The sequence below is a fragment of the Leptolyngbya sp. CCNP1308 genome, assembly GCF_034932455.1.
Classification (GTDB): Bacteria; Cyanobacteriota; Cyanobacteriia; order Phormidesmidales; family Phormidesmidaceae; genus Nodosilinea.
In genome coordinates this window covers 90,665-117,068 of the sequence record NZ_JAYGIH010000035.1, presented here as the reverse complement: position 1 = coordinate 117,068, position 26,404 = coordinate 90,665, and the positions used below count along the sequence as shown (strand labels likewise).

Genomic DNA, 26,404 nt, shown 5'->3' with positions numbered 1-26,404 from the left:
GGTCAATCACTCGGTACAGCAGGCTCCTCAAAAATGTTGGTTAAAACCGCCAGCCCCGCCTTGACTTGCTGAAGCTGCGCTTCGGATAGCCCCTCTAGGCGATCGGCCACGGTCTGCAACGTGGCGTCGTAAACCCGCTCCATTTCCACCGTTCCTTCAGCAGTCAAGGTGAGAATGATGCGCCGCCGCTCAACCGGATCGCTAATTCTGTTGACCAGCCCACGCTGCACCAGGCGCTCGACCATAGCCGACATGGTGGGCCGGGTGACGTCTAAATAGTCAGCCACTTCTGACAGGGAGGACTGCGATCGCCGCCGCAAAAAATACAGCACCCGTAGCTGCGACAGCGACAAATGGGGCTTGCCGTGGCGACGAATGCCCGCCCGCAAAAACCGCGTCACCGCCGGTACCGCCGTCATAATGTCTGCCGCGCACTGGGTTGAGGTGAGGGCTTGGGTAACCACAGACAGATGAGCTCTCAACTAATAGTTAGTTTAACTAACAGTTAGCTTAGCTGAGTATTCCCAAATTGTGGAGCAGTTGTGGCTCGGTTCGGCCCGCCAGTTGGGAAAACCCCAACACTGTGGGAACGGCCTTAAGTTGAGGCTCAATTTGTCTTCTGTAAAAAAATCTTTCCGATCCCCCAATCTTTGATTCAGTGGTTTACAGGGCCTCCAAACCTGGTAGATTGTCTTGGTATCGGCAAAGAGAATGAAGCATTGATATGAAAGTCCTTGTAATTGGCGGCGACGGCTATTGCGGGTGGGCAACCGCCCTATACCTCTCCAATCGTGGCTACGAAGTCGGGATTCTTGATAGCTTGGTGCGTCGCCACTGGGATGCTCAGCTTCAGATCGAGACCCTGACCCCCATTGCGCCCATCCAAAGCCGCCTCCAGCGCTGGAAAGATCTCACCGGCAAGCACATTGACCTCTACGTCGGCGACATCAACGACTACTCCTTTTTAGAGGAGACGATGCTTGAGTTTGAGCCGGGTGCGGTGGTGCATTTTGGCGAACAGCGATCGGCCCCCTTCTCGATGATCGACCGCGAGCACGCCGTGCTGACCCAGGCCAACAACGTGCTGGGCAACCTGAACTTGCTCTACGTGCTGCGCGACCACTTCCCCAAGTGCCACCTGGTTAAGCTGGGCACCATGGGCGAGTACGGCACCCCCAACATCGACATCGAAGAGGGCTACATCACCATTGAGCACAATGGTCGCAAAGACACCCTCCCCTACCCCAAGCAGCCCGGCTCTTTCTACCACCTGAGCAAGGTGCACGACTCCCACAACATTCACTTCGCCTGTAAGGTGTGGGGCCTGCGCGCCACCGACCTCAACCAGGGCGTGGTCTACGGCGTGCTCACCGAAGAGACCGGCATGGATGAGCTGCTAATCAACCGCCTCGACTACGACGGTGTGTTTGGCACCGCCCTCAACCGCTTTTGTGTACAGGCGGCGGTAGGTCACCCCCTGACTGTCTATGGCAAGGGCAGCCAGACTCGTGCTTTCTTAGACATTCGCGATACCGTGCGCTGTGTGGAAATTGCGATCGCCAACCCCGGCGACCCCGGCATCTTCCGCGTCTTCAACCAGTTCACCGAAATGTTTAGCGTCGGCGACCTGGCCATGATGGTGAAAAAAGCTGGCACTACCCTGGGCGTTGATGTAGAAATCGACCACATTGATAACCCCCGCGTCGAGGCCGAAGAGCACTACTTCAACGCCAAAAACACCAACCTGCTAGAACTCGGTCTACAGCCCCACCTGCTGTCTGACTCGCTGCTCGACAGCCTGCTCAACTTCGCGGTCAAGTACAAAGATCGCGTTGATAAGAACCAGATTCTGCCCAAAGTTCAGTGGCGACGCGATTAGTGAGTAAATAGGCCAAAATCACGCTGTGATTTTGGCCTATTTACAAGTCTATTCTTCTCTTTTCAATCATCTTCCTTAGCCCCCCTCAATTGTTATGCGGATTGCTCTCTTCACCGAGACCTTTTTGCCGAAAGTAGACGGCATTGTGACCCGTCTCAAGCACACCGTTGATCACTTGCAGCGCCAGGGTAACCAGGTTTTAGTGTTTTCCCCCGAGGGGGGCTTAACCGAGTACCGGGGGGCAAAAATTCACGGGGTATCGGGGTTTCCGCTGCCGCTCTACCCAGAGCTCAAGCTAGCTTTGCCGCGCCCGTCCATTGGCGAAGCGCTAGAAGACTTTCGGCCTGATTTAGTCCATGTCGTGAACCCGGCAGTCCTCGGGCTGGCGGGCATTTACTACAGCAAGACTCTAGATCTGCCGCTGGTGGCGTCGTACCACACGCACCTGCCCAAATACCTAGAGCACTACGGCCTGGGCATGCTCGAAGGCGTGATGTGGGAGCTGATCAAGGCCATGCACAACCAGGCCCAGATCAACCTGGTCACCTCTACTGCCATGCAGACCGAGCTGTCGGAGCACGGTGTGGAAAACATTGAAGTGTGGCAGCGCGGAGTTGATACCGAGCTGTTTCGGCCAGAGCTAGCCAGTGCCGAGATGCGCGATCGCCTCTCCCAGGGCCACCCCGAAGCCCCCTTACTGCTCTATATCGGTCGCCTCTCCGCCGAAAAAGAAATCGATCGCATCAAGCCCGTGCTCCAGGCTATCCCCGGTGCGCGGCTGGCTCTGGTGGGCGATGGCCCCTACCGAGCCGAGCTAGAGACCCACTTTGAAGGTACCTTCACCAACTTTGTCGGCTATTTGGGAGGGGAAGATCTGGCCTCAGCCTACGCCTCCGCCGATGCCTTTGTCTTCCCCTCCCGCACCGAGACCCTAGGTTTGGTGCTGCTGGAAGCCATGGCGGCGGGCTGCCCGGTGGTGGCGGCCAACTCTGGCGGCATCCCTGACATTGTCACCGACGGCGTCAACGGCTTTTTGTTTAACCCGACAGATGAGGAAGGGGCGATCGTGGCTACCCGCCGCCTGATCGAAGCCAAGGCCGAACGCGAGCTGATGCGCCGCAACGCCGTCGCCGAGGCCGAGCAGTGGGGCTGGGCCGCCGCCACTCGACAGCTTCAGCAGTTTTATCGGCAGGTGCTAGCGCAGCGATCGCTGCCCATGGCCGCGTAGGTCTCCTAAACTATAGGTTCAAGCCGCACTGTTTGCGAGGTTGGCTATGGTCGCAGCTCCTCAATCATCTTGGGTAGTGACCTGGGAAAAATTACCCGATGATTTTGTCCTGGACGCCGAGCCTGTGGATAATATCAACCAGCCTGCCCTGGCCGCCGCCCTAACTGAAAGCCTGGAGTTGGCTGAGCTTTTACCGGCTCAGTCGTTGGTGATGACCAACTACGGCCTGTGCGCCACCGTCAACGGCAGAACCGTGGTCAAAGCTCCCGACTGGGGCTATGTGCCCGAAATTCGGGTGCCGCGAGATGAGGTGACGCGCAGCTATACCCCACAACTGCAAGGCGACCTTCCCGCTGTGGTGATAGAATTTCTCTCTGCTACCGAGGGTGGCGAGTATTCCATCAAGCCTACCTATCCCCCCGGCAAGTGGTTCTTCTACGAACAGGTGCTGCGAGTACCTAACTACATTATTTTTGAACCCGACAGTGGCTTACTAGAAGCTTACGGGCTCAACGATGCTGGCCAATACAAACTTCGTTCACCCGACGACCAGCAGCGATTCTGGATCGATCAGCTGGGTCTAGCCCTGGGCGTTTGGCAGGGCACTCGCGAAAATCGCACTGGCTACTGGCTGCGCTGGTGGAACGATCGCGGCGAGCTGCTTCCCTGGGGTAAAGAACAAGCAGAACGGGAGCATCAGCGGGCTGAGCAAGAACGGCAGCGAGCCGAGCGTTTAGCGGCTCAGCTCCGAGCGGCGGGCATAGAGCCAGAGGAGTAGCCCCATTGACTGACGCGGCGGGCAGAAATGATTGAGCGCCAACCGTTGAAGGTACTGACTGATCTTGATTTCTTGAAGAGCATCACGCCAGAATAAAGCTACAGCAACGGCAAATACCCGCTCCCATGACTACCTCCACCCCGCAATTTTTGTCTCCCGCTCCGTCCAATCAGCCCAATTTAAGGAGTCAACCATCGGAGCTAACGGTGGATGTGGCCATTGTCGGCGGGGGCATTGTGGGGCTGACTCTGGCAGCAGCCCTGGGCGACAGCGGCATGCAAATCGTGGTAGTTGAGGCCCAAACGGCGGCAGCGGCAGCTTCGCGGCAGCGGGCCTACGCCTTTTCGCTCACCTCAGCGGATATTTTTAAGGGGCTGGGGCTATGGTCGCAGATTGGACCACATATTTGTCATTTTGACCAGGTGCAGCTCTCCGATGGCGACTACGGCAAGGTCGTGCGGTTTTTACCCAGCGATTTGGGCACCGATGCAGTCTACTACGGGGCCGAGCACGGGGTGCTGATGGCGGCATTGCAGGGGGCGATCGCGACTTTCCCCAACATTCACTACCTCTGCTCGGCCACCCTGGGGGAAATTCACGACCAGGGGGAATGCACTGTAGCGGCGGTGAGTACGTCTGAGGGCACCGTGACGGTGCGATCGCCCCTGTTTGTTGCCGCCGACGGCAAGGGCTCTTTTCTGCGGCAGCGATCGGGCATTGGCAGCTTTGGCTGGCGCTACCGGCAGTCCTGCGTCACGGCGGTGCTCGCCCCCGAGCACTCCCACCAAAACACTGCCTACGAGCGCTTTTGGCCCAGTGGCCCCTTCGCCATTTTGCCCCTGCCCGGCCAGCGCTGCCAGGTGGTGTGGACGGCCCCCCACGCCGAGGCCGAGGCTATTTTGCACCTGCCCGAAGCCGAGTTTATGGCCGAACTAGAGCAGCGCTACGGTCGCCAGATGGGGCAGCTCAGGCGATTGACCGCGCCCGCGATGTTTCCGGTGCAGCTGATGCAGTGCGATCGCTACGTTTTACCCCGCCTGGCCCTGGTGGGCGACGCCGCCCATAGCTGCCACCCCGTAGGTGGGCAAGGTCTCAACATGGGCATTCGCGATGCCGCTGCCCTGGCAGAAGTGCTGACCACCGCCCACCAGCAGAGCCAAGACCTGGGCAGCCTCACCGTGCTGCGCCGCTACGAACGCTGGCGACGGTTAGAAAATTGGGTCATTCTCAGTTTTACGGACGGGCTCACCCGCATTTTCTCGAACCAGCTGTGGCCCATTGTGGTGCTGCGACGCAGCGGGCTTTGGGCACTCAGCCACATTCCCCCGCTCAAGCGCCTGGCCCTACGGCTGATGACCGGCCGTCTGGGGCGAGTACCCCGGCTCGCCCATCTGGGGCGGCAAAGGCTCGGCTAGTCTGAGTCAGCGGAAAATTTGAATTTTCCCCAATAGATTGGTATATCTAGCCATCCACTACCATTGCAGCCCTCCAGTTTTGGAGGGCTGCAATGGTAGTGAACCTTTCCTCAGATGCGGCATGAGTATGCCCCATGAAACGATGTAATGCCCGGCCCAATTAATACTGGTATTGGGCTTCTGAACGAGTATAGTCTCGCAGGGGAATGGCGTAATTTAGAGCCATACTTTTGGCAAACTTAAACAGACTATCGTAGTTACGCTGCCTACAAACCAATCGCCCATCACCGGAATATTGATTGCCATCATCCCGCAGCTCAATGGCAAAATCAGACACATAGACAGAAAAAATTCGGGTTGCAGCGTTCATGGTGGTTAGCGACCTGTCGTAAGAATTATTGGTGGCGTAACGATTTCCTCACACACGATTTCAAACCAAAGGCAAAGCCCAGACCTAGCTGGTGTAAACCCTACCTAGAGTCAGAAATCAAGGCTGAATTAACTACAGGAAAACCTAACAAAAGGCTTTGATATTAGCAGGATCTACGTAGTAGCACGCTGCGCTGTCTAAACAAATGCGCGCCCAGCCCGCTGCACTGACATCGACCAGTTCATAGGTCGTATCTTGGACAAAAAAGCCTCGATGGTCGCGAGTACCAGGAAGCACAGAAAAGCAGTAGCCTTTGTCGCTCAGGGTGTTCATTGTGGTTTCTTATAGTGAGGATTAAAAATTGAGCAGGAACCTTTTCCTACTTTTTAATCCTATATGAAGGAACTGTGAGGTAAGTCTTTTTCTTGCGAATTGATTTTAATCTTTACCCTGGGTTTCGAGATTGTTACCTCAGCTACGTTTAGGGTAAATTCTTCATCAATAAACGTAACGATCGCGCTTTTATACCTATGGGCTACAGCGCCACGATGCGTTCGGCTACCCGCAGCTTGGCCGAGCGAGCGCGAGGGTTTTGGCTCACTTCGGTCTCGGTGGCGATCACGGGCTTTTTAGTAATGACCTTGAGGTCGGGGGAATCTTTTAGGCTGTGCTTAACCAGGCGATCCTCTAGACTGTGGAAACTGATAATCACCAGCCGTCCACCCGGGGCGAGCCAGTTAGGGGCGGCCTTGAGCAAGGTTTCTAATACGTTCAACTCCTGATTTACCGCAATGCGTAAGGCCTGAAAGGTGCGGGTGGCCGGATGAATCCGACCATAGCGATAGCTGCGCGGCACAGAGTGGAAAATCGCCTCGGCCAGGTCGGTGGTGGTCTGCCAGGGGCGCTGATCGACAATTTTGCGGGCAATGCGGCGCGAGAGCCGTTCTTCGCCATAGGTATAGATCAAGTTGGCCAGCTCGGTTTCATCCCAGTGGTTGACGATGTCGGCAGCGGTGAGGTCTTGGCGCAGATCCATGCGCATGTCGAGGGGGGCGGTCTGGCGAAAGCTAAAACCGCGATCGCCCACATCGAGTTGCACCGAACTCACCCCCAGATCCGCGAGAATGCCGCTGAAGGAGTCACCCGTGGGCTTGAACTCAGCAAAGTTGCCGTGCCAGTAGGTGACGCGATTGCCGAATTCGGCCAGGTTGGCTTGGGTGGCGGCGATCGCCGCCCCATCTTGATCTACCGCCACCAAACTGACCGTAGGGTCGGCCTCTAAAATCAGCCGACTGTGGCCCCCGCCCCCCGCCGTGGCATCTAAGTAGCGGCCACCGGGCTGAATGTTGAGCCCCTCGATCACCGCCTCGGGCAGCACCGGTACGTGGTGAAACTCTGGTTCTGCCATTGGTAATCTCAATCCCTGCTTTGTATCGCCAAGTTAGGCGATACCCATTAAGATACTCAAAGATACAGCACAACAAGCCTTCGACGATTGGGTAGCCCCTATGTCAATCATTGAAACCAAGACAGAACCCATGGTGCTCAACATGGGGCCTCACCACCCCTCCATGCACGGGGTGCTGCGACTCATCGTCACCCTCGACGGCGAAGACGTCCTCGACTGCGAGCCGGTGATTGGCTACCTGCACCGGGGCATGGAAAAAATTGCCGAAAGCCGCACCAACGTTATGTTTGTGCCCTACGTCAGCCGGTGGGACTACGCGGCGGGCATGTTTAACGAAGCGATTACCGTCAATGCCCCCGAGAAGCTGGCCGACATTGAAGTGCCCAAGCGGGCCAGCTATATCCGCGTCATCATGCTGGAGCTGAACCGCATCGCCAACCACCTGCTGTGGCTTGGCCCCTTCTTGGCCGACGTGGGTGCCCAGACACCCTTCTTCTACATCTTTCGCGAGCGCGAGATGATCTACGACCTGTGGGAAGCCGCCACGGGCATGCGCCTGATCAACAACAACTACTTCCGCATTGGCGGGGTAGCTGCCGACCTGCCCTACGGCTGGGTCGACAAGTGTTTAGACTTCTGCGATTACTTTTTGCCCAAGGTCGATGAGTACGAGAAGCTCATTACCAACAACCCGATCTTTCGCCGCCGGATTGAGGGCATTGGCACCATTACCCGAGACGAGGCGATCGCCTGGGGGTTGTCTGGCCCCATGCTGCGCGGCTCCGGCGTCAAGTGGGATCTGCGCAAGGTCGATCATTACGAGTGCTACGACGACTTCGATTGGGACGTGCAGTACGAAACCGCTGGCGACTGCATGGCTCGCTACCAGGTACGTATTCGCGAAATGCGCGAGTCGGTCAAAATCATCAAGCAGGCTTGCGCCGGCCTGCCCGGTGGCCCCTTCGAAAACCTAGAAGCCAAGCGCATGGCCGAAGGCCCCAAGTCAGAGTGGAACAGCTTTGACTACCAGTTCATCGGCAAAAAGATTGCTCCCACCTTCAAAATTCCCGCTGGAGAGCACTATGTGCGCCTAGAAGCCGGGAAGGGCGAGATGGGCGTGTTTATTATGGGCAACGACAACATCTTTCCCTGGCGGTTTAAGATTCGCGCCCCTGACTTCAACAACCTGCAAATTTTGCCCCACCTGTTGAAAGGGGTAAAAGTGGCCGATATTATGGCTATTTTGGGCAGTATCGACGTGATTATGGGGTCGGTAGACCGATAGGGGCCGCACCCCAGAGCAGGTGCGTGAGCCGATGGACTACCATAGCGATGGCTCAGATTTTGCACTGCCTAGAGGATCGTGGAGGGCAATTGTCCTCCACCTGGGCTAGTCGTTGCTAGCCCCTCTGTTCATGAATCAGTTTGTCGCCTGTGACTTCACTGCCCTCTAGCCCATCTCGTAGTCTCGCCCGGCAGCGCCGCATTCAGCAGGCCAAGCAGCGGCGAGCTGTTGTCATTGTCGTGCTGCTACTGCTGGGCATCGGCACGTTGGGGGTGCAGTCTTTACCGCGTCCCTCACTGCGGAAAATTCAAGAAACCGTGTGGGTCAGCCATCCCGAACCGCTGGCCATGGCCGGGGGTGACCCCTACATTCGCGCCCTGATGCGCACAATTTCTGCCGCCGAGTCAAACACCAATCAGCCCTACAACGTTCTCTACGGCGGCGATGTGGTGCAGCAGCTTAACCGCCACCCCGATATTTGCATTGAAATTGTTAACGGGCCTAACCAAGGCCAATGCACCACCGCTGCCGGACGCTATCAGTTTTTGACCACCACCTGGCAAGAAAAAGCTCGCCAGTATCATCCCAAGCCGTCTAGCTGGTTTGGGAGCTGGGGTGACTACAGCTTCGACCCCGAATCTCAGGATCTAGTGGTCTACCACTGGCTGAAGGATGCCTCGGCCTGGAATCTCGATATTCCCACTGCCCTGCGCGACGATCGCCTAGATGAGGTGCTGCGCCACCTCTCGGGCACCTGGACCAGCCTCGGCTACGGCATCGAGTCCAACAGCATGACCGCCCGCTTACCCCGCATTTACGACAACTTATTAAAAGAAGAGCTAGAGCAATCTGCCTCCGGCCAGGCTTCGCTGACGCTATCTAGGCAAGTTCCCTAGATCTAGATCCCTTGCCCCAAGAACCCTTTAAAAACCGCTGCCCCCCGGTATGCGCATACCGGGGGGCAGGGTGACTCAACTTCAACTTTGCCAAAGAGAGCTACAGAGCGAAAAGATGCCATTCCGCAAAAAGCGGCGGATGTTTCGCTCTATCCTCTAAAGACTCAGGCTGCCGTTAGGGACATTTTGGAGCGATCGCAGCGAATCTAGCCTTCGTTGGACTTATCGAGATTGGCAATCCGCAGCTTTTCAAAATCCACTTTGTCGCGGTTCTCATTGCGCAGTTGGTCGAAGTCGGCTTTGTCACGGTTCTCGTCGCGCAGTTGATCGAAGTTTACGGCAGACTTCTCCAGATTTTCTTGGCGCAGCTCGCGGAAGTTGGTGGCGGCAACGGCGGGAGAGACAGTGGCAGCAGCGATCGCAGCGGTCAGAATAAAGAGGGCGGTGCGTTTCATAGTGTTTAGCTCCTTTAGAACTCAAAAGGTTTGTTGAATTCATCAACTTGAGTTCCATAGTGCTGGGGGCGACTGAAAGGGTGCTGATGCGACTCTGAGCGAACCTTAAACCCTCTCTGAGAATTCTGAGTATCCCTTGATAATGAAATTAATCATCAGAGCCTAGCCCCGATGGCCTTGGGGCTGCAACGGGTTGGGCTGAGATGGGCGATCGCCGCTTAGCTACCCAGTCTTTTGACGCTCCGAGGTGAACAGTCGCCCATTCACCCCTTACCCACCCCCTGTGGCTTAGTTTAGCCAGGCCCAGGATCGGTGATTACCGCCAACAGCGGCACCATGGCCGCCAGGTACAGTGGTATCGCCACAGAAATTAACCCGCTGGCAAAGCGGCTGTCTAAGGCGTTTTCTTGGGTAAAAAACAGCGTCAGCAGGCTGGGGGGCAGCGCTGCACCCAGCAGTACGGCAGCGCGCTCTACCCCCTCTAGGCCAAAGGCGATCGCCGCCAGCCAGCCCAAGCCCAGACCGCAGCTAATTTTGGCCAGAGCCACCAGCCCATATTCCCCTAGCCCCGCCATCTGCACCTCAAACTCCATCCCCACCAGCAGCAGCACCAGCAGTAAAAAGCTGCCCCCCACAATATCGAGCAGGCTGAGCAGCGCCGGGTGGGTAATTTCCAGGCTGTTCATTAACAACCCCAGCACGATCGCCCAAAAAAACGGCGTCTGCCCGAGCTTGAGCGCCACGGCGCGGGCCGTCACCCCCGCCTGGCCAAACCAGGCAGAGAGGCTATACACCACCGTCAGCAGGTAAACCGCCTGGGCCAGGTCAAACAGTACGATGCGGCTCAACCCGACTTCGCCATAGGCCAGCAGCATCAGCGGGTAGCCCACTGCCCCGCCTTCAAAGGTGGGGAATGTGGTCATCAATGCCCCGGCCTTGGCCCTTTCCCATCCCAGGCCGCGAATGGCCACCAGGCCAATGAGCGTGAGCCCGAGGACCACTATCAGCGCCGACAGCGGCAGGTACACCAGCTCAGAAGTAATTGAGGCGGTCGCCAGCGCCTTGAGAATGACGGCGGGCAGCGCCAGATGGGTGAGCAACGTACCGATCGCCTTAGCGTCACCCGGGCCTAGTACCCCAGCTCGCTTGAGTCCATAGCCAAGGCAGCCCACCAAAATCAGCGGCAAAAGTTGAATAAACATGAGGCCCGCCGCTGCACTACACCCCAAACAGTACGCCAAAACCCTGGCGCAATCTTGATCGATCCTCACCCACAATACCCCCAACAAAACTATAGCTACTCGCTGGGTGACCGGGCTTAGCGATCGCGGGTCTGCATTGCTGAGCAAACCTGTCTGTAACCTTTAGCATTCAACTAGCTCAGCCGCACTACGGCTTCATTATCCAGCAGCGTATTTCCGGTGAGAATGTCTTCGACGGTGATGCGCAGCAGCCGATCGCTATCCACCTTAAACAGCACCCGCAAGCGATCACTGCCCGGAAATCCCGGCGGGTCGAGCTGGGCGATCGTGCGGGCTCCTTCGCGATCGTTCAGCGGTTGCACCGAGGGGGCATCGCCGCCCAGCTGGCGCGTCACCAGGCGACCATTTTCGAAATATACCTCCGTCTGGGTGCTGGCGGCCCCTAGCTCGCCAATAATTAGCTCCAGGCTGGGCTGCTTTTCCACCGAAGCGCCCAGGGTAATTTCAACCGGCGCGCCCATGGGGTAGGGCTGGCCCTGGTTGAGAATGGGGTGCCAGCCGTGGCGGTTGTTGCGCCGATCCCAGTAGCGAATGCCGTAGCTGTGGTAGAGAAAGTCTTCGACCGCCAGGCCCTGGGCGATTTGCAGGGCTCCCTGGGCCACCGCTTCAAAGGGGCGATCGCACCTCACCTTTTCGGCCCCAAATTGCGACCTCACCCACTGCTGCACCGCCGGAATCTGCGCCGTGCCCCCCACCAGCAGCACCGCGTCGATCGCATCCTGGTCAATGCCCTGGCGCTGCCCCTGCTGAAGCACCTGGGTCAGCCCCTTCTCCAGCCGTTCAAAGAACTGGTTCTGAGTCAGAATTTCCTCGAACTGGTCGCGGGTCAGGGCCAGGTCGTAGGTGTCAAAGGTCTCGTCGTCAAAGTAGGCTTCTGCCGCCTCAGGTTGATCGGAAAGCGCAATCTTGAGCCGCTCGGCTAGCCGCTGCACCACCGCCCCACCGGGGATTCCCTGACCGGCAAAGTGCTCGACCAACCAGTGGTCAATATCGGCACCACCCAGGTTTTCGCCCGCTTTGGCGAGCACTCTTGCCACCTCAGGTTTTTGGGCGCTGATCTGGTCGGCTCCCTGACCCCGCCATTTGAGCAAAAAACCGACGGGCTGCTGCTTGACGGGAGATACCAGCCGCACCATCGACCAGTCGAGGGTACCGCCGCCAAAATCAAGCACCAGCAGAGTTTGCTCTCCGGTTAAGCCGTAGCCCAGGGCGGCGGCGGTGGGCTCATCGATCAGCCGCACTTCTTTGAAGTCTAGGGCGGTGGCCACATCCCCCAGCCACAGGCGGTAGGCTTCAAAGCTGTTCACCGGCACCGTCAGCACCAGGCTGTCCTCTTCCCCAGCCACGGCGCGCACCTGGGTTAAGAGCGATCGCAGAAACCACTCCCCCAGCTGCTCAAAGGAGAGCGATTCGCCGTCGATATCGGGCAAAAAGCCCTGGAGCGGCGTGCCAATGCCGCGCTTCACGTTGGCGAAAAAGCGGGGATTGGTGGGGATGTCGAGGCCGCGATCGCGCACCGCCTGCCCCACCACCACCCCATTGGCCTGGGGCTTCTCAACGTAGAGCAAACTGGGCACTAGCGACGGCCCCTGCCCCAGTTGCCAACTCAGCCCCGGCAGGGCCAGGGTTTCCGGGCTTTCAGAAACCGGATTCCAGCGGGCAACGACGGTATTACTGGTGCCAAAATCAACCGCTAAGGCCATGGGTGCAGACAAACAAGGATGCTACCCATCCTACCGAGAGTGGGTATCGCTAGGAAGCTGAGCCTTCTTTTCTGCCGCCGGGCGATCGCCCGGCCTCGACTTAATCACCACCAGCGCCAGCGTCACCACCGTCAGCGGCATCACAAACAGCAGCATCACCTGGCTAAATAGCCCCAGCTGGGCATGGTCAGCCGCCCGCAAAATCAGGTAGGTGACATAGGCCACGTAGTAGGCGCTAAACAGCATTCCCTCCCAGCGCGAAATCACGTTGCCGGTGAGAAAAATGGGCAGACAGGCCAGCGCCACCGCCACCATGACCGGCAGGTCAAAGTACAGCACCGAGTTGGGAATGCTGATGCCCACCCCAGACGTCACCGCCGTCACCCCCAGCACCGTCAAAATATTGAAAATATTGCTGCCCACCACATTGCCCACGGCAATATCGCGCTCGCCCCGAAACGTTGCTACCGCAGAGGTAGCCAGCTCCGGCAGCGACGTACCCGCCGCCACAATGGTCAGCCCAATCACCAGCTGGCTCACACCCAGCGACTGAGCAATGCTCACCGCCCCGGTCACAAACAGCCTTGACCCCACCACCAGCGCCACTAGCCCAACGCCCATAAACACCAGGTTGGTGACCCAGGTCGTGCGCCCCACGGGGGTAGGGCCATACTCCCGGTCGTACTCCGACTGCACCTCGGCATTGGTTTCTTTACGGCTCTGGTAAACCAAAAACAGCGTGTAGACGACCCCGCCAATAAACAAAATGATGCCGTCGCTGGGCTGTAGCAGGTGATCAAAGGAAAAGAACAGCAGCAGCGCCGAAATGCCCACCATAATCGGCACATCTAGCTTAATCAGCTGCTGGGCCACCGGCAGCGGTGCCACCAGCGACGACAGGCCCAAAATCACGAGCACATTAAAAATGTTGCTGCCAATCACGTTGCCAAGGGCAATATCGCCCTGACCCGCCAGGCTAGACTGCACACTCACCGCCATCTCCGGAGCGCTGGTGCCGTAGGCCACAATAGTGAGGCCGATAATCAGCGGCGAAATTCCCAAGAGCGCTGCTAGCTTAGAGGCTCCCCGCACCAGGGCTTCAGCCCCCACTAGCAACAGCCCTCCCCCAGCAATTAGCAATAGGATGGCAACAGTCATGGGTGCAAGCTCACTCAGTAAACGTTTTGCTATAACGCCCCCGCCTAGGCCAGGAACGTTTCGACCTGACACATACGGCAATAAGGCCAACCTCCAGTATGTCTGATTCTGATCCATCTCTGTTGTCCGCCGTCGCCCTGGCCCCCTGGCGCAGTCCCCTGGCCCGCGCCCTGCACCGCAACCGCAGCCGCCCCTACAGCCGCTATTTTCAGCTCGCTACGGTAACCCCGGCGGGCCGCCCGGCCAACCGCACCGTGGTGTTTCGCGGCTGGCTACCCGACAGCAACACCCTCACCCTGATCACCGACCGGCGCAGCGCCAAGGTCGCCGACATCGCCGCCCACCCCTGGGCCGAAGCCTGCTGGTACTTTACCGACACCCGCGAACAGTTTCGCCTGGCAGGCTCCATCCAGATCGTTACTGCTGCTGAAGAAGAGACTAGCCTTACCCAAGCTCGGCAGAATTCTTGGGCAGCCCTCTCTAACAATTCCCGCCAGCAGTTCTACTGGCCTCACCCAGCCCAGACCCGCACCGCCGGGGCCAACTTTTCGCCTAAAGGAATTCAGGCCACACCCCCCGCTGAATTTTGCCTGGTGCTGCTAACGCCTGACCAGGTTGACCATCTGGAGCTGCGCGGCGATCCGCAAAACCGCACTCTGTATGATTGCCAATCCGACGGCACCTGGCAGATCAAAGCGGTGAATCCCTGACGTCTTATGGTGTTCATTCGGCGCTAGTGCAGAAGATTTGCGCCGTAGAAGATCGGATGACAGCATCCTACGATTCGTTGGCTGCGATCAGGGGAAACCGCCCTGGATGCTGAATAGTTTCAAGCAATAAATCAACATCGAGATCAGGCCAATACAAATCAACATCGAGATCAGGCCAATACAAATGACCCGGATGCGGCTCTTCTAAATGAAATATATGTTTAACAGGTGCGTCTCTAAACCAGGGAAATTCTTCGTAAGGCAGAAAATATTCTTGGTCGTGGCAAAGCAACCATAAGCCGTTGACTGAGATATTGCTAACTTCTGTTTTGAAAGTAACGACTCCATGCGTTTCTGAAATCATCAGAATATTCCTCAATAAGCGTTTCAATTTGTTTTAACTGTACTCTTGAGAGCTTATGGTTAGTAGCCAGTGATCCCATTATCGCAAGTTCTCTGAATTTTGATTTGGGCAAGAATGCCACAGCTATCCCTGTCATTTCTTAGAGGGTGTTTGAGAAGTCGGTCAGTGGGTAAAAAAGCTCACTCCGTGTAAGTTGCAGATAGATGTCAGCAACGCCGGAGTGAGGCTATGAGTAAAGACTACCTCAGCAACTTAACCCGTGCCCAATACGAACTCCTGAGTGACTTACTGCCTGAGGCCAAACCGGGCGGACGACCTCGAGAAGTGGATCTGTGGGAGGTGCTCAATGCCATCCTGTATCTTCTGGTAGAAGGGTGTCGTTGGCGGGCCTTGCCGGGAGACTTTCCGCCGTGGCAGACGGTTTACACCTACTTTCGTAACTGGCGCAAGGACGGTACGTGGGTCGTCATTCATGACCACTTACGCGAGTGGATACGGATTGAGCAAGACCGACACCCTCAGCCTTCCGAAGCCGTCATCGATAGTCAGAGCGTGAAAAGCGCAGCGATGGTGTACGAGGCCGTTGGTTATGATGCGGGCAAACGAATTAAGGGACGCAAACGGTTTCTGGGCGTCGATACCCTAGGCTTGGTGCTGCGGGTGCTGGTCACGGCTGCCAATGTGCCCGAACGCGAGGGCGGTAAGCAACTCCTCAATCGCGTCAAAGCGATGGGTTCGGCCATCTCAAGACTGACCGTTATTTGGGCCGACGGGGGCTTTGATGGCCCTGCTTTCATGATGTGGGTCATGGATACCTGTCGTTGGATTCTCCAAGTCGTGTTGCGACCCCAACAAACGAAAGGGTTCGTGCTACTCAAGAAACGCTGGGTGGTGGAGCGTACTCTCGGTTGGCTGATGGGGTGCCGACGCTTGGTGCGAGATTATGAACTGTTACCGGAAACCTCAGAGACCCTCATCTACCTGGCCATGATCCGTATTATGGTCAGGCGGTTGGCATGATTTTTGACCCCTCAGATCTTTTCAAACGTCCTCTTAGCTGACGCTAGGAACGCGCTAAGCGGCGCAGCCGTCGATCGAGCCACATCAACACCGCCAGGGCGGGCACCACGGTCACCATCAGCTCCAGCCAAAAGCCGTGGGCCGTCGCATCCCCTTGATCTAGCGCCCAGCCGCCTAGGGGTGGGCCGATTAGATAACCCACGGCCCAGCACATGGAGTTCACCGAGAGGTAGACGCCGCGCAGGGTCTCGGGGGCGATCGCCGCTACCAGCGCCGAGCCAATCGGCGTGTAGGCCACCATCGCCAGGGCCATTACCCCCAGGGCCAGCCCGCCCCACACCAAAGGAAAATCCCCCGTCCCCGACTGCCACACCAGGCCAAACCCTATTCCCCACAGCAGCGCCGACACCATCAGCCCCTGGGCGGGGCGAAAGCGATTGAGAGCACGGGCCAGGGGCAACTGGGCGATCGCCGCCAGCACCACATGGCCGGTAAACAGCAGGCTCAGCGTCCCCTCACTGACCCCCTGCTGCCCCCCGCCAAAGCGATTGAGATAGAGGGGCAGCGTGCTTTGAATCTGCGCCAGGTAGCCGGTAAACAGCACATTCACCACGGCGTAGACCATCAGGGTGGTGTCTTTTAGGGCGTGGCCCCAGCCCTGAAAGAGCGATCGCGGCGGGTTACCTGCCGGGCGAGTCTCGGCAATGGCGACGTAGATGATGGCAAAAAACAGTAAAAACGTCACCCCGTCGATGGCAAACAGCGCCCGGTAGGCCCCAGTCAACGAGATCAGCGCCCCGCCAGCAATCACCCCGATCCCCAGGCCCAGGGTATCGGCCAGGCGCACCAGGGCGTAGGCCTCATTGCGCTGTTCGGGGGTGGTAATATCCGCCGCCACCGACTCCGCCGCTGGCCAGTAGAGCCCCACCCCAAACCCCATCAGCAGGTTGCCCGCCAAAAATATCCAAAAGTCGTTGGCCAGCAGCAGCACGCCATCCGCCGCCGCCGACACCAGGGCCGAAGCCAGCAGCGTGGGTCGCCGCCCCGCTGTCGGCGAATCGGCCATCGACCCGCCCAAAAATCGTCCGGCTATGCCCGCCACCGACCCCAGGCCAATGCCCAGGCCCACCTGAGTCGCCGTCAGGCCCACCTGCTCGGTAAAAAAGATCGGCGCGTAGAACAGCGTAAAGCCAATGCCCACCTGCGACAGCAACCGTCCCGCCGCCAAAATCCACACGCGGGGGTCAAGGTTGGGCAGCCATCCCTTAAGCCAGCGCTGCACTAAAGCCATCATTGGCCTAAAAACCGCTGGGGTCGCCGCACGGCATCCACCAGGGCCACCGTGCCGCCCACCATCCCCCAAAGCATCCACACACTCAGGTCGTAGCCCTTGCGCTGGGCCACCTGGGCGGCCACCAGCCCAATCAGGCAGTGCAAGAACATGGGCCAGTAGGTCAGGGGTAGAGTATCAGCCATTATTAGTGCAATAAAACGAGAAAATCTGGAAAACGGGCGAAAGACCGGGCGATCGCATTCCTCACCTTACACCCAGGGCTAGATCTATGCTGTTGAGCGTACCGCCCGCCGCCGCCAATTAGAATCTGTCGAGAGAATTATCCCCATGGCCACCGGACTGTTTGTTGGGCTAATCACCCTCGACTGCATCTACCGCGTCGATCATGTGCCCAGCAGCGATGAAAAAATTGTCGCTGAGGAGAGTTTGCTGGTAGCAGGCGGGCCAGCCACCAACGCCGCGATCGCCTTTGCCGCCCTGGGCAATCGGGCGATCCTGCTCGGTGCCCTGGGGCAGCATCCCCTGGCCGCTCTAATTCGGGCAGACCTGGCGACCTACGGCGTCGAGATGGTGGATTTTAGCCCCCAACTGCGATCGCCGCCGCCGCTCTCCACCATTCTGGTTACCGCCGCCACGGGCGATCGCGCCGTCGTCTCCCGCAATGCCGTCGGTCGCCAGGCAGACCCTGCCGCGCGTCCAGAGACCCTGCTCACCGCTGTCGATATTGTTTTGATCGACGGCCATCAGATGGCCGCCAGTCACACCATCGCGATCGCCGCCCAAGCCCAAACCATCCCCATCGTTGTAGACGCGGGCAGCTGGAAGCCCGGCTTCGATAGTGTCCTACCCCTCGCCACCAGCGTCATCGCCGCCGCCAAATTTCACTGGCCCAACCGGGTTGATACCCTAGCGGCCCTCAGCGCCCAGGGCATTCCCGAAGTCGCCATCACCCACGGCCCCAGCCCCATCCAGTTTTGCGATCGCGGCACCCTGGGCACCTTACCCGTCCCCCCAGTCACCGTCCAAGACACCCTCGGAGCCGGAGACATCTTCCACGGCGCTTTTTGCCACTACCGTCTGCACATGCCCTTCCCTGAATCCCTGACCCACGCCGCCCAGATCGCCGCTCAGAGCTGCCGCCACTTCGGCCCCCGCACCTGGATCGAGAACGCCCCCCAACCGCTATAGTGCTCTCTTGTAATCCCCCACTCCCCCACTCCCTCACTCCCCTACTCCCCCAAATCCTTCACCACACACACCCTCACCCATGCCCTACTCCCAGGAAAAACAAACCGCGATCGCCGCCGTCACTCAGGCCGCCCAGCTCTGTGAAGCCGTGCGCCAGGGCCTCGTCCCCGCCGCCATTGAAAAGAATGACAAAAGCCCCGTCACCATTGCCGACTACGGGGCTCAGGCGTTGATCTGCAAAGCCCTGGCCGAGGCCTTCCCCAGCGACCCGGTGGTGGGTGAAGAAGACACCACCGACCTGCGCCAGCCCGAGGCCGCCGCTGTGCTTACCGCCGTTACCGCCCAGGTGCAGCAGGCCATCCCCAGCGCCACCAACAGCGACGTGCTGAGCTGGATCGACCACGGCAACGGCGATGTCGCCCCCCGCTACTGGACCCTTGACCCCATTGACGGCACCAAGGGCTTTTTGCGCGGCGACCAGTATGCGATCGCCCTGGCTTTAGTCGAAGACGGCGACATCAAAGTGGGGGTGCTGGGCTGTCCCTTCCTCAGCTTTGACGGCGGCGAAACCGGGCTGCTCTTCTTTGCCGTGCGTGGGGAAGGCACCGTAATGATGCCCCTGGCTGGCGGCGACTCTCAGCCGCTGAAGGTCACCGCCGCAGACGACACCGACCATCTGCGCCTGGTTGAAAGTGTCGAGTCGGGCCACGGCGACCTCGGCCAGCAGGGGCAGGTGGCCCAGGCGGTCGGCATTACCATCCCCTCCATTCGCATGGATAGCCAGGCCAAGTACGCTGCCGTCGCCGCCGGTCAGGCCGCCCTCTACCTGCGCCTGCCCTCCCCCAAAACCCCCGACTACCGCGAAAAAATCTGGGATCACGCCGCCGGAGTACTGGTGGTCGAAGAAGCCGGGGGCCGCGTCACCGACATGCACGGCAAACCGCTAGATTTTGCCAGTGCTGCCCGCTTTCCCAACAACCCTGGCGTCGTCGCCAGCAACGGTGCCATTCACGATGCGGTGCTGAAGGCGCTGGCGGAGTAATGAACCAAACCTAATCAAGGCTGTACATCGGTCGAGACGATTCTGGCGCACCGACATCCTCCCGCAGCCACACCTGGCGGGGCGAGCCAATGGCGATGTGGTGGCGATCGAGAGCCATCTTCAGCCGTCGGCGAAACTCCATCGACACCAGCCACTGCTTCAGCGGAATGGTCTTAATCCAGATTCGAATCAGAATGCCGCTGTGGGAAATCTCCTGCACCCCAAAGAATTCGTGGGTGTCTAGAATCTGCGGCCCCCACTCCGGGTCGGCGGCCAGCTCATCAGCGGTTTCGCGCACCACCGCCAGCGCCTGGTTGACGTCGGTGTTGTAGGCCACCTCCACATCAATGGTGGTCCGCGACCAGTGGCGGGTCATGTTGCGAACGTGGGTGATTGAGCTGTTGGGCAGGGTAATGAGCTCTCCGGCGGGGTTGCGCAGCTGGGTCACCCGCAGGTTGAGGTCTTCGACAAAGCCGTCGATATCGCCCACCATAATCACGTCGCCAATCCGAAACTGATCTTCCAGCAAGATCAAAAAGCCGTTGACCAGATCTTTGACCAGGTTTTGGGCCGCAAACGACAGCACCAAGGCAACCAGCGTTCCCAGGGCCAGCACCGACCCCGGCACTAGGCTGAGCCACTGCAGTACCCAGATCAGGCCAATGATGTAGACCACCACCGTCTTGACGCCCTTGATTACCTGGGCGATCGTGTGGATGCGCTGGAGGTTGGTCGAGGTCATCGGCTGCCCCTTGGCGAACTTTTGAATGAACCGATCGACCGCTAGGCTAATCAGGCGATCGCTCAGCCCGACCACAAACCAGGTGAGCAAAATTACCACCGGGGCCAGCACCATTTTTTGGGCAAACTGGCGGGTCTGAGGAAACAGGTTCAAGCTGTAGGCAATGCTGAGCGCCCACAGCGACGCCATCCCCCAAAACAGCAGCCATCGCACCAGCCGCACCGCCTGGAGCTGGTGTTCGAGCTTGAGGTGTTGGTACAGCCCATGGCGCAGCTGCGGATCTTGATGGCCATGGGGCGGAGGGTCTGTCTCTCTGGCCTCGTGCAGCTGGGCCTCAATTAAGGCCGACTCCGCCGTTCGGCGCTGGTGCAGCCGATGCTCGTAACGCCCCAGCCAAACCCGAATAGCGAACAAAATTAGGCTTAAAACCAATGTTGCCGCCACCACCTTGGCTACTGAGGCGAACTGCTGCCGCAGGGCCGCAGGCTGGCGTTGGGCCACAGCCTGGCGCAGTTCCTGAACCAAAATGCCCTGCCACTACTCGGCCAGCGCCTGCTTGCTGGGGGCCGAATGGTACTGCACATCGGCATCGGTCACCGTCAGCAACACCCTGGGCTCGGCCAGGCTGGCATCTTGGGCAAATAAAACCGGGTAATTATCAATGTCTTTGACAACCACTTCCAGGGTTTCAGGGTTGAGCGGCGCGGCCGACGACTGATCGTTTGGAAACAGGCGCTGTAGGTTGGCTTCTACCTGTCGCGCCCTCATTTCCACCGGCAGTTGGCTCCCTACCTCGGCCCGATTAAACACGGCGGGTGACGCAATGCGAAACAGTTCTTGGCCGTCGATCTGCACCCACGCCGCCTCTAACTTGCCACTCCGCTCGACATTAACGGGCAGCGCTTCGCTGCTGCCACTCGACGAGGGAATAGGCAGAAACTGGGCCAGGGCGCTGGTTGAGGGCAGTGCTGGGCTGGTTAAAACCACCAGAAGCAGGGCAAGACCTGCTACGACAGCCTGGCGCAGCAGCCGGGCTCGGATCCAGGGACGAAGTTTGTGCATAAGACGGATCGTTCCGCAAGCGTTTCAACACAAGTTAACCCTTAAACCCAAAGTGTCAAGTTAAATTGCAAACAGTTAGGGCCAACAGGCCAACCGTTTAGGGAGGGCTACTGGGGATAATTCCATACAGCTCGCGTACCGACTCTTGCAGCAGCACGACCAGCGTTGCCACTCCTAGCACTGTGCCCAGGGGCGTAAACAGGAGCGCTCCACAGGCCACTACGACGCTAAACCAGTAGTGTTTGTGCCGCCGCAAACAGCCGCCCGAGACAATTAGCGCGATCGCCAGCACCAGCCCGTAGAGAAACAGCGCTCCGCCAATCACCACAAAAATCAGCCCTGCGGCCAAGGGCGGCAGCTCGCTATCGCCGCTGGTCACGCTTTCTGGGGTCAGCAACACCATGCCCCCGGCGACTACAAAGATGAGGGACATCAGCGTAACGGCCAGCACCAGCCCCGCCACCACGTAGTGCAGCATCGCCAGCACCCTTAACCGCTCAATGTCTCGGCTGGGAGGGAGGGAGGCCATGATCGAGAAACCCCAATTGATACATCCTCTAAACAGATCTTGTACCCCCTAGCGCCCCGGCATAGGATTATGTGTCTCAACATTAAGTCGGGCTAGCCTGCCTTTGGCCCAGGGAGCAGCCAGTGTCCCCCTAGCGGAGTGTGCTAAATCTATGGGAAGCATGATCGTTGCGCTGTTGCCCTACATTCTCGGCAGCGCCCTGGTGCCGCTGCAAATTATTATCGGCTTGCTGCTGCTGCAAAGCCCCAACCAGGGGTTGCTCAAAGGCATCGCCTACGTGGGCGGCATGACCCTCACCCGCCTGCTCCAGGGCGCGGCCTTTGGGCTACTTCTGGGCGAATCCGTCGCCGCCTCTGGCGGGGAAGAAGGCAAGGGGCCAGTGGTGGCTACCCTGCTGCTGGTGCTTGGTATTCTGCTGCTGGTAGCCGCCTACAAAAAGTGGCGCAAACAGCCCGACCCCGACGAACCGCCCCCCAAATGGCTGACTGCGATCGACAGCGCCACCCCCTGGCAAGCCCTGGGCATTGGCCTAACTCTTCCCCTAATTGCTATCAAACTGTGGGTGTTTACCCTCAGCGCCCTGGCCACCATTGCCACCGCGCAGCTAGGGTTGCAGAGTGGGGCGATCGCCTATGTGATCTTCATCCTTCTGGCCCAGTCGCTACTGCTGCTGCCCCTGGCCCTGCGCCTGCTCATTCCCCAGCGATCCAAAGCGATTTTAGATCGCGCCTCAGCCTGGCTAACCGCCTACAACCGCCCCATTGTGATCGGCGTTTCTCTGGTGTTTGGCCTGCTCTTCTTGCAGTCTGGCCTCAGCGGCCTTTGGGCTATCCCCTAGTAAATCCACCCGCTCCCCACCAACACCCTACGGGAAGCCGCTCCACGCCTACCCCCTCCCTTCGCTATCCTTAAAACATCCCCACCTTCCCCATCCCCTCACCCACCCGCCCACTCACCCCCTCTCTCCATGCCCGCTTCCGACAACGCCCTGTCAATTCCTGAGCCAGACCCCACCTGGGAAGAGGTTGAGGCCGAACTGGGCGAATTCGTCGCTACGGTGCAGGGCGCTCCCCTAGCGCTGCCCGCCGCCGACCCCGCCACCTGGGAGGCCGTGGAGCAAGAGCTGGGCGATCTGGTGCTCGACTTTCAAGACCTGCAAGACGACCACAACTACCGCCGCGCCCAGGAAGCCCTGGGTGGTCTGGTGCAGCGCCTCAACCTCACCCCCCGCGAGCAGGCCGGGGTAGAAGAAGCGCTGCAAAACCTCAAAGGGCTCAAGGATAAGCTCGAGAATACGGTGGTGCACATCGCCGCCTTTGGGCTGGTGGGGCGCGGCAAATCTTCCCTGCTCAATGCCCTGATGGGTCGGGAGGTGTTTGTCACTGGCGTCACCCACGGCGTCACCCAGGTGGTGGAAGGCAGCGCCTGGGCCGTTAGCCGAGAATCCCTCGCGCCCGACCTGCCCGATCTGCTGCGGGTTTCGCTCAAAAGCGTCGGCCAGTCGCGCATTGAGCTGATCGACACCCCCGGCCTCGACGAAGTAGATGGCGAAGACCGCGCCGCTCTAGCCCGCCGCATCGCCGAGCAGGTCGATCTAATTTTGTTTGTGATTGCGGGCGACATTACCCGGGTGGAGTATGAGGCGCTGAAAGCTCTGCGCCAGGCCAGCAAGCCGATGCTGCTGGTGTTCAACAAAGTTGACCAGTTCCCCGAGGCCGATCGCCAGACCCTCTACGAAACCCTGCGCGATCGCCGCCTGCAAGACCTGATCTCTCCCGACGAAATCGTCATGGCGGCTGCTTCTCCGTTAGCGGTGCAGGCCGTTGCCCAACCCGGCGGCGAAACGACCTACAAAACCGTGCGCGCCCAGCCCCAGGTCGATGATCTCAAGCTCAAAATTCTCGATATTCTGCACCGCGAAGGCAAAGCCCTGGTGGCGCTCAACACGCTGATGTATGCCGAGGGTGTCAGCGCCGAAATCTTGGAGCGCAAGCGGCAGATCTGCGATCGCATCGCCGACGACACCGTTTGGAACGCCACCATGATCAAAGCCGTCGCCGTCGCCCTCAACCCGATCACCGTGGCGGATTTAATTGGCGGCACCGTCATCGATGTCATGCTGATTCTCAACCTGTCGCGGCTCTACGGTCTGCCCATGACCCGCCCCGCCGCCCTCAAACTGCTCCAGCAGATCGCCCTGGGCCTGGGCGGCATCACCATCAGCGAGCTGGTGATTACCCTGGGGCTGAGTTCGCTCAAGGGCATGCTGGGGGTGTCGGCGATCGCGACGGGTGGCCTAGCGATCGCCCCCTACATTCCCGTGGCCCTGGCCCAGGGCGGTGTCGCCGGTCTGGCCACCTACGGTATCGGCCAGATTACCAAAACCTACCTCACCAACGGGGCCACCTGGGGGCCAAACGGCCCCAAAGCCGTAATCGGCGAAATTCTCGACGGCCTCGACGAAGCTTCTATTTTGAACCGCATCAAAGCCGAACTCAGAGCCAAGATCACCCCGTAGACAGTCCCTTTTCGTTCTTCGTTCTTAATTCTTCGTTTTTTTCGCGTCTCTCCTGCCCATAGGGGCACAGATCGAGCACCATGCAGCGATCGCAGCTCGGATTTTTATAAAAGCAGCACCGCTGACCGTGGAGCATCATTACCTCGTGGTGGTCGTAGACCTGCTGCGCGTCCCACTCGTCGGGCAAAAACCCTGCCAACGCAACGTGGGATGGCCCCACCGCCATCGTTTTAGGAATCAGGCCCAACCGCTGGGCTACTCGGTGATGGTGGCTATCTACCGGCAGCGCCCGACCCCGTAGCTGACTAAAGCACAGCACTGCCGCGCTGGTCTTTGGCCCAACTCCGGGCAGCGCTTCCAGCCAGGCCCGCGCCTTGACTACCGGCATATCCTTCAAAAAATCGAGCGACCATTCTCCGTTGGTCAACTCCCCAACCAACCGCAACACCTGCTGAATGCGGGGTGCTTTTTGCTCGGGCCAGGTGCAGGGGGCGATCGCCTGTTCTACTAACTCCGTGGGCGCATCCCGCACTGCCACCCAGGTGGGAAACTGAGACACTAGCTGCTTAAAGGCGCGACCCGAATCCCGGTTTTTGGTGCGGTGAGACAGCAGCGAAGACACCAGCTCACTCAGCGGATCGAGGGCGTGAAAATAGGGAATAGGGCAGCCGTATTTGACACAGAGGCGATGGTGAACGGCGATCGCTCTATGCTGCAAATCTGAAGAACTTCCCATAATAAGAGGAAATAGGTTACCGCCATGCTTTAGAGGACGCTTGAAAAGCTCTATTTCTTGCAGCAAACGTGAAGATCCCCCTAAATCTCCCTCAAGAAAAGGAGAATTTCAACCCCCCTTTTTAAGGGGGGCAGGGGGGATCAGCAGATGACTGAAAATACAGCAAATCGCTTTTCAAGCGTCCTCTTAGCTAGCAGGCTGAAGAAGATTCACGCCTCCCCCTAGTCTGGGGCGATCGGCGAAATTAAGGCGTATCGGTGTCGCTATCGGTAGAATCTGACTGTCGAGGAGTCTGTATTTCAGGTATCTCAGGCGTCTCAATTTCCCTCACCGGAATATCCAGGCGATCGTTCTGATCCGTAGAATCGCTCGGCTCGGCAGGTGTAGCCTCAGAGGATGGTTCTTCAGGAAATTCTTCCGTAGGTTCTGGGGAATCTGGATCGGCAGGGTCTGCGTTGGGTTGGGCAGGAGTGGCGCTAGAACCAGGTACAGCGGCGGGGCTTGTGATGGTGTAGTTCCTGGTCTCAGAGGTCGATGAACTATCTTGAGGCTCAGTTGAAGCATCGCTGGCATTGGGGGCGGGCAGCGTTTCAGACTCATCGTCGCTAAGGCAGAGGTCATCTAGATTGACCACCCGGCCCTCGGCGTTTATTAGATAGCAAAACCCCTGAGCCTGACTCACACTGGGCCACATCAGGGCACCAGCAATCAGCCCCAAACCACCTACGTAGCTTAAAAGTCTAAGTCTCATGGCCTTCCACCGAATGGGGATATGGTCGTAATGTATCAAGCCGACAAAAGCTGCCGTATCGACCATGGGGTAGAGAACTTTGTGCAGTTTTGTGCAGTATTAGCCTCAGCTGCGTCCGGAATCGCCGCCCATAGCGCTGTAGGAAAAGAGATGCCCTCAACTGTGGCATCGTGTGGTCGCCATCTATAGCGCGACAGAGAGCGCGACGGAGCGGCTTCTCCATTTACTGAACTGTCAACTCATTCCCTATGCGACTTCTGATTCAAATTGTTGGTCTGGCCCTAATGCTGCTGGGTATCTATTTTTTGGGTAAAAACATTTTTTTTACCACCAATGTCAGCCCCTATTGGTGGCGAGGTATTGCCGCTGATCTATCGATTTTCCTGTTGTTTGGCGGCATCTTTTTGCTGGTTTTTATGCCCCTGGGTTTGATGAAACAACTGGGCTGGGTGTTTGTGGCCGGTGGCATTCTCTGCGTTTTTGTCAGCAGTCGGGCCGTGCTCAACCCCACCAGCCTCTGGCATTTCTTTGTTTCGATGCTGGGTATGACCTTTGGCTATAGGCTGCTGGCCACTGGGCGACTGCCATTTTAGAGGCAGACTGGTGGCGGT

General features: G+C 58.6%; 29 protein-coding genes. 13 read left to right on the top strand and 16 right to left on the bottom strand.

All coding sequences use genetic code 11. The annotated features are described in order from the left end of the window. Positions 1 to 2: 2 nt before the first annotated feature. Positions 3 to 464 (bottom strand): MarR family winged helix-turn-helix transcriptional regulator, encoded by a 462-nt coding sequence (locus VB780_RS09010; protein ID WP_323350804.1) that lies wholly within the window; start codon positions 462 to 464, stop codon positions 3 to 5. A gap of 260 nt (positions 465 to 724) precedes the next feature. Here VB780_RS09010 and VB780_RS09005 point away from each other — a divergent pair, with 260 nt between their 5' ends. The 4 genes from VB780_RS09005 (at position 725) to VB780_RS08990 (ending at position 5,300) form a co-directional block, all read left to right on the top strand. Next, complete coding sequence (locus tag VB780_RS09005; protein ID WP_323350803.1) at positions 725 to 1,879, top strand: NAD-dependent epimerase/dehydratase family protein; 1,155 nt, start codon at positions 725 to 727, stop codon at positions 1,877 to 1,879. A 94-nt stretch (positions 1,880 to 1,973) separates the two neighbouring features. Further along, positions 1,974 to 3,107, top strand: a complete 1,134-nt coding sequence (locus VB780_RS09000) for a glycosyltransferase family 1 protein (protein ID WP_323350802.1) — start codon at positions 1,974 to 1,976, stop codon at positions 3,105 to 3,107. 46 nt (positions 3,108 to 3,153) lie between these two features. Then, positions 3,154 to 3,885, top strand: coding sequence for a Uma2 family endonuclease (locus VB780_RS08995; RefSeq protein ID WP_323350801.1), 732 nt, complete (start codon positions 3,154 to 3,156; stop codon positions 3,883 to 3,885). A gap of 125 nt (positions 3,886 to 4,010) precedes the next feature. Beyond that, on the top strand, positions 4,011 to 5,300 hold the full coding sequence (locus tag VB780_RS08990; protein ID WP_323350800.1) for an FAD-dependent hydroxylase: 1,290 nt from the start codon (positions 4,011 to 4,013) through the stop codon (positions 5,298 to 5,300). 160 nt (positions 5,301 to 5,460) lie between these two features. On the opposite strand, the gene VB780_RS08985 is transcribed toward VB780_RS08990, so the two are convergent. From VB780_RS08985 to rsmH, 3 genes are all read right to left on the bottom strand, one after another. Next, on the bottom strand, positions 5,461 to 5,670 hold the full coding sequence (locus VB780_RS08985) for a hypothetical protein (RefSeq protein ID WP_323350799.1): 210 nt from the start codon (positions 5,668 to 5,670) through the stop codon (positions 5,461 to 5,463). Between the two features lie 144 nt (positions 5,671 to 5,814). Further along, complete coding sequence (locus tag VB780_RS08980; RefSeq protein ID WP_323350798.1) at positions 5,815 to 6,003, bottom strand: hypothetical protein; 189 nt, start codon at positions 6,001 to 6,003, stop codon at positions 5,815 to 5,817. A gap of 202 nt (positions 6,004 to 6,205) precedes the next feature. Then, on the bottom strand, positions 6,206 to 7,078 hold the full coding sequence (rsmH, locus tag VB780_RS08975) for a 16S rRNA (cytosine(1402)-N(4))-methyltransferase RsmH (RefSeq protein WP_323350797.1): 873 nt from the start codon (positions 7,076 to 7,078) through the stop codon (positions 6,206 to 6,208). A gap of 100 nt (positions 7,079 to 7,178) precedes the next feature. Here rsmH and VB780_RS08970 point away from each other — a divergent pair, with 100 nt between their 5' ends. Both VB780_RS08970 and VB780_RS08965 read left to right on the top strand, forming a co-directional pair. Next, complete coding sequence (locus VB780_RS08970) at positions 7,179 to 8,363, top strand: NAD(P)H-quinone oxidoreductase subunit H (protein ID WP_323350796.1); 1,185 nt, start codon at positions 7,179 to 7,181, stop codon at positions 8,361 to 8,363. A 149-nt stretch (positions 8,364 to 8,512) separates the two neighbouring features. Beyond that, complete coding sequence (locus tag VB780_RS08965) at positions 8,513 to 9,259, top strand: glycoside hydrolase family protein (protein ID WP_323350795.1); 747 nt, start codon at positions 8,513 to 8,515, stop codon at positions 9,257 to 9,259. 206 nt (positions 9,260 to 9,465) lie between these two features. Here VB780_RS08965 and VB780_RS08960 read toward each other — a convergent pair whose 3' ends face one another. From VB780_RS08960 to VB780_RS08945, 4 genes are all read right to left on the bottom strand, one after another. Next, complete coding sequence (locus VB780_RS08960) at positions 9,466 to 9,714, bottom strand: hypothetical protein (protein ID WP_323350794.1); 249 nt, start codon at positions 9,712 to 9,714, stop codon at positions 9,466 to 9,468. A gap of 293 nt (positions 9,715 to 10,007) precedes the next feature. Further along, a complete protein-coding gene (locus tag VB780_RS08955; protein ID WP_323350793.1) occupies positions 10,008 to 10,916 on the bottom strand; it encodes an AEC family transporter in 909 nt (302 codons plus the stop codon). 173 nt (positions 10,917 to 11,089) lie between these two features. Continuing rightward, positions 11,090 to 12,679, bottom strand: a complete 1,590-nt coding sequence (locus VB780_RS08950) for an Hsp70 family protein (protein WP_323350792.1) — start codon at positions 12,677 to 12,679, stop codon at positions 11,090 to 11,092. Positions 12,680 to 12,709: 30 nt separating this feature from the next. After that, positions 12,710 to 13,837, bottom strand: a complete 1,128-nt coding sequence (locus tag VB780_RS08945) for a calcium/sodium antiporter (RefSeq protein WP_323350791.1) — start codon at positions 13,835 to 13,837, stop codon at positions 12,710 to 12,712. Positions 13,838 to 13,935: 98 nt separating this feature from the next. Between VB780_RS08945 and VB780_RS08940 the strand changes: the two genes are divergently transcribed. Beyond that, on the top strand, positions 13,936 to 14,547 hold the full coding sequence (locus VB780_RS08940) for an Npun_F5749 family FMN-dependent PPOX-type flavoprotein (RefSeq protein ID WP_323350790.1): 612 nt from the start codon (positions 13,936 to 13,938) through the stop codon (positions 14,545 to 14,547). A gap of 67 nt (positions 14,548 to 14,614) precedes the next feature. Here VB780_RS08940 and VB780_RS08935 read toward each other — a convergent pair whose 3' ends face one another. Continuing rightward, positions 14,615 to 14,911, bottom strand: a complete 297-nt coding sequence (locus tag VB780_RS08935; protein WP_323350789.1) for a DUF2442 domain-containing protein — start codon at positions 14,909 to 14,911, stop codon at positions 14,615 to 14,617. A gap of 228 nt (positions 14,912 to 15,139) precedes the next feature. Here VB780_RS08935 and VB780_RS08930 point away from each other — a divergent pair, with 228 nt between their 5' ends. Beyond that, positions 15,140 to 15,931: an IS5 family transposase gene (locus tag VB780_RS08930; protein ID WP_323350788.1), complete on the top strand. Its 792-nt coding sequence runs from the start codon at positions 15,140 to 15,142 to the stop codon at positions 15,929 to 15,931. A 43-nt stretch (positions 15,932 to 15,974) separates the two neighbouring features. On the opposite strand, the gene VB780_RS08925 is transcribed toward VB780_RS08930, so the two are convergent. Further along, positions 15,975 to 17,222, bottom strand: coding sequence for an MFS transporter (locus VB780_RS08925; RefSeq protein WP_323350787.1), 1,248 nt, complete (start codon positions 17,220 to 17,222; stop codon positions 15,975 to 15,977). After that, positions 17,222 to 17,407 carry a hypothetical protein gene (locus VB780_RS08920; RefSeq protein ID WP_323350786.1) on the bottom strand — a complete coding sequence of 62 codons (186 nt, stop codon included), beginning with the start codon at positions 17,405 to 17,407 and terminating at the stop codon, positions 17,222 to 17,224. Before VB780_RS08920 ends, VB780_RS08925 begins: the two co-directional genes overlap by 1 nt. A gap of 145 nt (positions 17,408 to 17,552) precedes the next feature. On the opposite strand from VB780_RS08920, the gene VB780_RS08915 reads away from it, so the two are divergent. Next, positions 17,553 to 18,413 carry a PfkB family carbohydrate kinase gene (locus VB780_RS08915; RefSeq protein WP_323350785.1) on the top strand — a complete coding sequence of 287 codons (861 nt, stop codon included), beginning with the start codon at positions 17,553 to 17,555 and terminating at the stop codon, positions 18,411 to 18,413. A 79-nt stretch (positions 18,414 to 18,492) separates the two neighbouring features. Next, entirely contained in the window at positions 18,493 to 19,455 is a 963-nt protein-coding gene (locus VB780_RS08910) for a 3'(2'),5'-bisphosphate nucleotidase (RefSeq protein WP_323350784.1), read from the top strand. A gap of 10 nt (positions 19,456 to 19,465) precedes the next feature. Here the strand turns inward: VB780_RS08910 and VB780_RS08905 are convergent, their stop codons facing one another. The 3 genes from VB780_RS08905 to VB780_RS08895 form a co-directional block, all read right to left on the bottom strand. After that, the gene (locus VB780_RS08905; protein ID WP_323350783.1) at positions 19,466 to 20,722 is read right to left on the bottom strand and encodes a mechanosensitive ion channel family protein; all 1,257 of its coding nucleotides are present in this window, start codon (positions 20,720 to 20,722) and stop codon (positions 19,466 to 19,468) included. A 12-nt stretch (positions 20,723 to 20,734) separates the two neighbouring features. Further along, entirely contained in the window at positions 20,735 to 21,259 is a 525-nt protein-coding gene (locus VB780_RS08900; RefSeq protein ID WP_323350782.1) for a hypothetical protein, read from the bottom strand. A 97-nt stretch (positions 21,260 to 21,356) separates the two neighbouring features. Next, positions 21,357 to 21,788, bottom strand: a complete 432-nt coding sequence (locus VB780_RS08895; RefSeq protein ID WP_323350781.1) for a hypothetical protein — start codon at positions 21,786 to 21,788, stop codon at positions 21,357 to 21,359. A gap of 151 nt (positions 21,789 to 21,939) precedes the next feature. Between VB780_RS08895 and VB780_RS08890 the strand changes: the two genes are divergently transcribed. Beyond that, positions 21,940 to 22,626, top strand: a complete 687-nt coding sequence (locus VB780_RS08890) for a GAP family protein (RefSeq protein ID WP_323350780.1) — start codon at positions 21,940 to 21,942, stop codon at positions 22,624 to 22,626. Positions 22,627 to 22,755: 129 nt separating this feature from the next. Next, a complete protein-coding gene (locus tag VB780_RS08885; protein WP_323350779.1) occupies positions 22,756 to 24,306 on the top strand; it encodes a GTP-binding protein in 1,551 nt (516 codons plus the stop codon). Here the strand turns inward: VB780_RS08885 and VB780_RS08880 are convergent. Both VB780_RS08880 and VB780_RS08875 read right to left on the bottom strand, forming a co-directional pair. Then, a complete protein-coding gene (locus VB780_RS08880) occupies positions 24,296 to 25,042 on the bottom strand; it encodes a hypothetical protein (protein WP_323350778.1) in 747 nt (248 codons plus the stop codon). The two genes, VB780_RS08885 and VB780_RS08880, sit on opposite strands and share 11 nt — an antisense overlap. Before the next feature lie 244 nt (positions 25,043 to 25,286). Beyond that, entirely contained in the window at positions 25,287 to 25,793 is a 507-nt protein-coding gene (locus VB780_RS08875) for a hypothetical protein (protein WP_323350777.1), read from the bottom strand. Between the two features lie 248 nt (positions 25,794 to 26,041). Here VB780_RS08875 and VB780_RS08870 point away from each other — a divergent pair, with 248 nt between their 5' ends. Further along, positions 26,042 to 26,386, top strand: a complete 345-nt coding sequence (locus VB780_RS08870; RefSeq protein ID WP_323350776.1) for a hypothetical protein — start codon at positions 26,042 to 26,044, stop codon at positions 26,384 to 26,386. Positions 26,387 to 26,404 lie beyond the last annotated feature (18 nt).

Coding starts and splice junctions, on each gene's coding strand:
- VB780_RS09005 (WP_323350803.1), top strand. CDS start 725: ATGAAAGTCCTTGTAATTGGCGGCGACGGCTATTGCGGGTGGGCAACC.
- VB780_RS09000 (WP_323350802.1), top strand. CDS start 1,974: ATGCGGATTGCTCTCTTCACCGAGACCTTTTTGCCGAAAGTAGACGGC.
- VB780_RS08995 (WP_323350801.1), top strand. CDS start 3,154: ATGGTCGCAGCTCCTCAATCATCTTGGGTAGTGACCTGGGAAAAATTA.
- VB780_RS08990 (WP_323350800.1), top strand. CDS start 4,011: ATGACTACCTCCACCCCGCAATTTTTGTCTCCCGCTCCGTCCAATCAG.
- VB780_RS08985 (WP_323350799.1), bottom strand. CDS start 5,670: ATGAACGCTGCAACCCGAATTTTTTCTGTCTATGTGTCTGATTTTGCC.
- VB780_RS08980 (WP_323350798.1), bottom strand. CDS start 6,003: ATGAACACCCTGAGCGACAAAGGCTACTGCTTTTCTGTGCTTCCTGGT.
- rsmH (WP_323350797.1), bottom strand. CDS start 7,078: ATGGCAGAACCAGAGTTTCACCACGTACCGGTGCTGCCCGAGGCGGTG.
- VB780_RS08970 (WP_323350796.1), top strand. CDS start 7,179: ATGTCAATCATTGAAACCAAGACAGAACCCATGGTGCTCAACATGGGG.
- VB780_RS08960 (WP_323350794.1), bottom strand. CDS start 9,714: ATGAAACGCACCGCCCTCTTTATTCTGACCGCTGCGATCGCTGCTGCC.
- VB780_RS08955 (WP_323350793.1), bottom strand. CDS start 10,916: ATGTTTATTCAACTTTTGCCGCTGATTTTGGTGGGCTGCCTTGGCTAT.
- VB780_RS08950 (WP_323350792.1), bottom strand. CDS start 12,679: ATGGCCTTAGCGGTTGATTTTGGCACCAGTAATACCGTCGTTGCCCGC.
- VB780_RS08945 (WP_323350791.1), bottom strand. CDS start 13,837: ATGACTGTTGCCATCCTATTGCTAATTGCTGGGGGAGGGCTGTTGCTA.
- VB780_RS08940 (WP_323350790.1), top strand. CDS start 13,936: ATGTCTGATTCTGATCCATCTCTGTTGTCCGCCGTCGCCCTGGCCCCC.
- VB780_RS08935 (WP_323350789.1), bottom strand. CDS start 14,911: ATGATTTCAGAAACGCATGGAGTCGTTACTTTCAAAACAGAAGTTAGC.
- VB780_RS08930 (WP_323350788.1), top strand. CDS start 15,140: ATGAGTAAAGACTACCTCAGCAACTTAACCCGTGCCCAATACGAACTC.
- VB780_RS08925 (WP_323350787.1), bottom strand. CDS start 17,222: ATGGCTTTAGTGCAGCGCTGGCTTAAGGGATGGCTGCCCAACCTTGAC.
- VB780_RS08920 (WP_323350786.1), bottom strand. CDS start 17,407: ATGGCTGATACTCTACCCCTGACCTACTGGCCCATGTTCTTGCACTGC.
- VB780_RS08915 (WP_323350785.1), top strand. CDS start 17,553: ATGGCCACCGGACTGTTTGTTGGGCTAATCACCCTCGACTGCATCTAC.
- VB780_RS08910 (WP_323350784.1), top strand. CDS start 18,493: ATGCCCTACTCCCAGGAAAAACAAACCGCGATCGCCGCCGTCACTCAG.
- VB780_RS08900 (WP_323350782.1), bottom strand. CDS start 21,259: ATGCACAAACTTCGTCCCTGGATCCGAGCCCGGCTGCTGCGCCAGGCT.
- VB780_RS08895 (WP_323350781.1), bottom strand. CDS start 21,788: ATGGCCTCCCTCCCTCCCAGCCGAGACATTGAGCGGTTAAGGGTGCTG.
- VB780_RS08890 (WP_323350780.1), top strand. CDS start 21,940: ATGGGAAGCATGATCGTTGCGCTGTTGCCCTACATTCTCGGCAGCGCC.
- VB780_RS08885 (WP_323350779.1), top strand. CDS start 22,756: ATGCCCGCTTCCGACAACGCCCTGTCAATTCCTGAGCCAGACCCCACC.
- VB780_RS08880 (WP_323350778.1), bottom strand. CDS start 25,042: ATGGGAAGTTCTTCAGATTTGCAGCATAGAGCGATCGCCGTTCACCAT.
- VB780_RS08875 (WP_323350777.1), bottom strand. CDS start 25,793: ATGAGACTTAGACTTTTAAGCTACGTAGGTGGTTTGGGGCTGATTGCT.
- VB780_RS08870 (WP_323350776.1), top strand. CDS start 26,042: ATGCGACTTCTGATTCAAATTGTTGGTCTGGCCCTAATGCTGCTGGGT.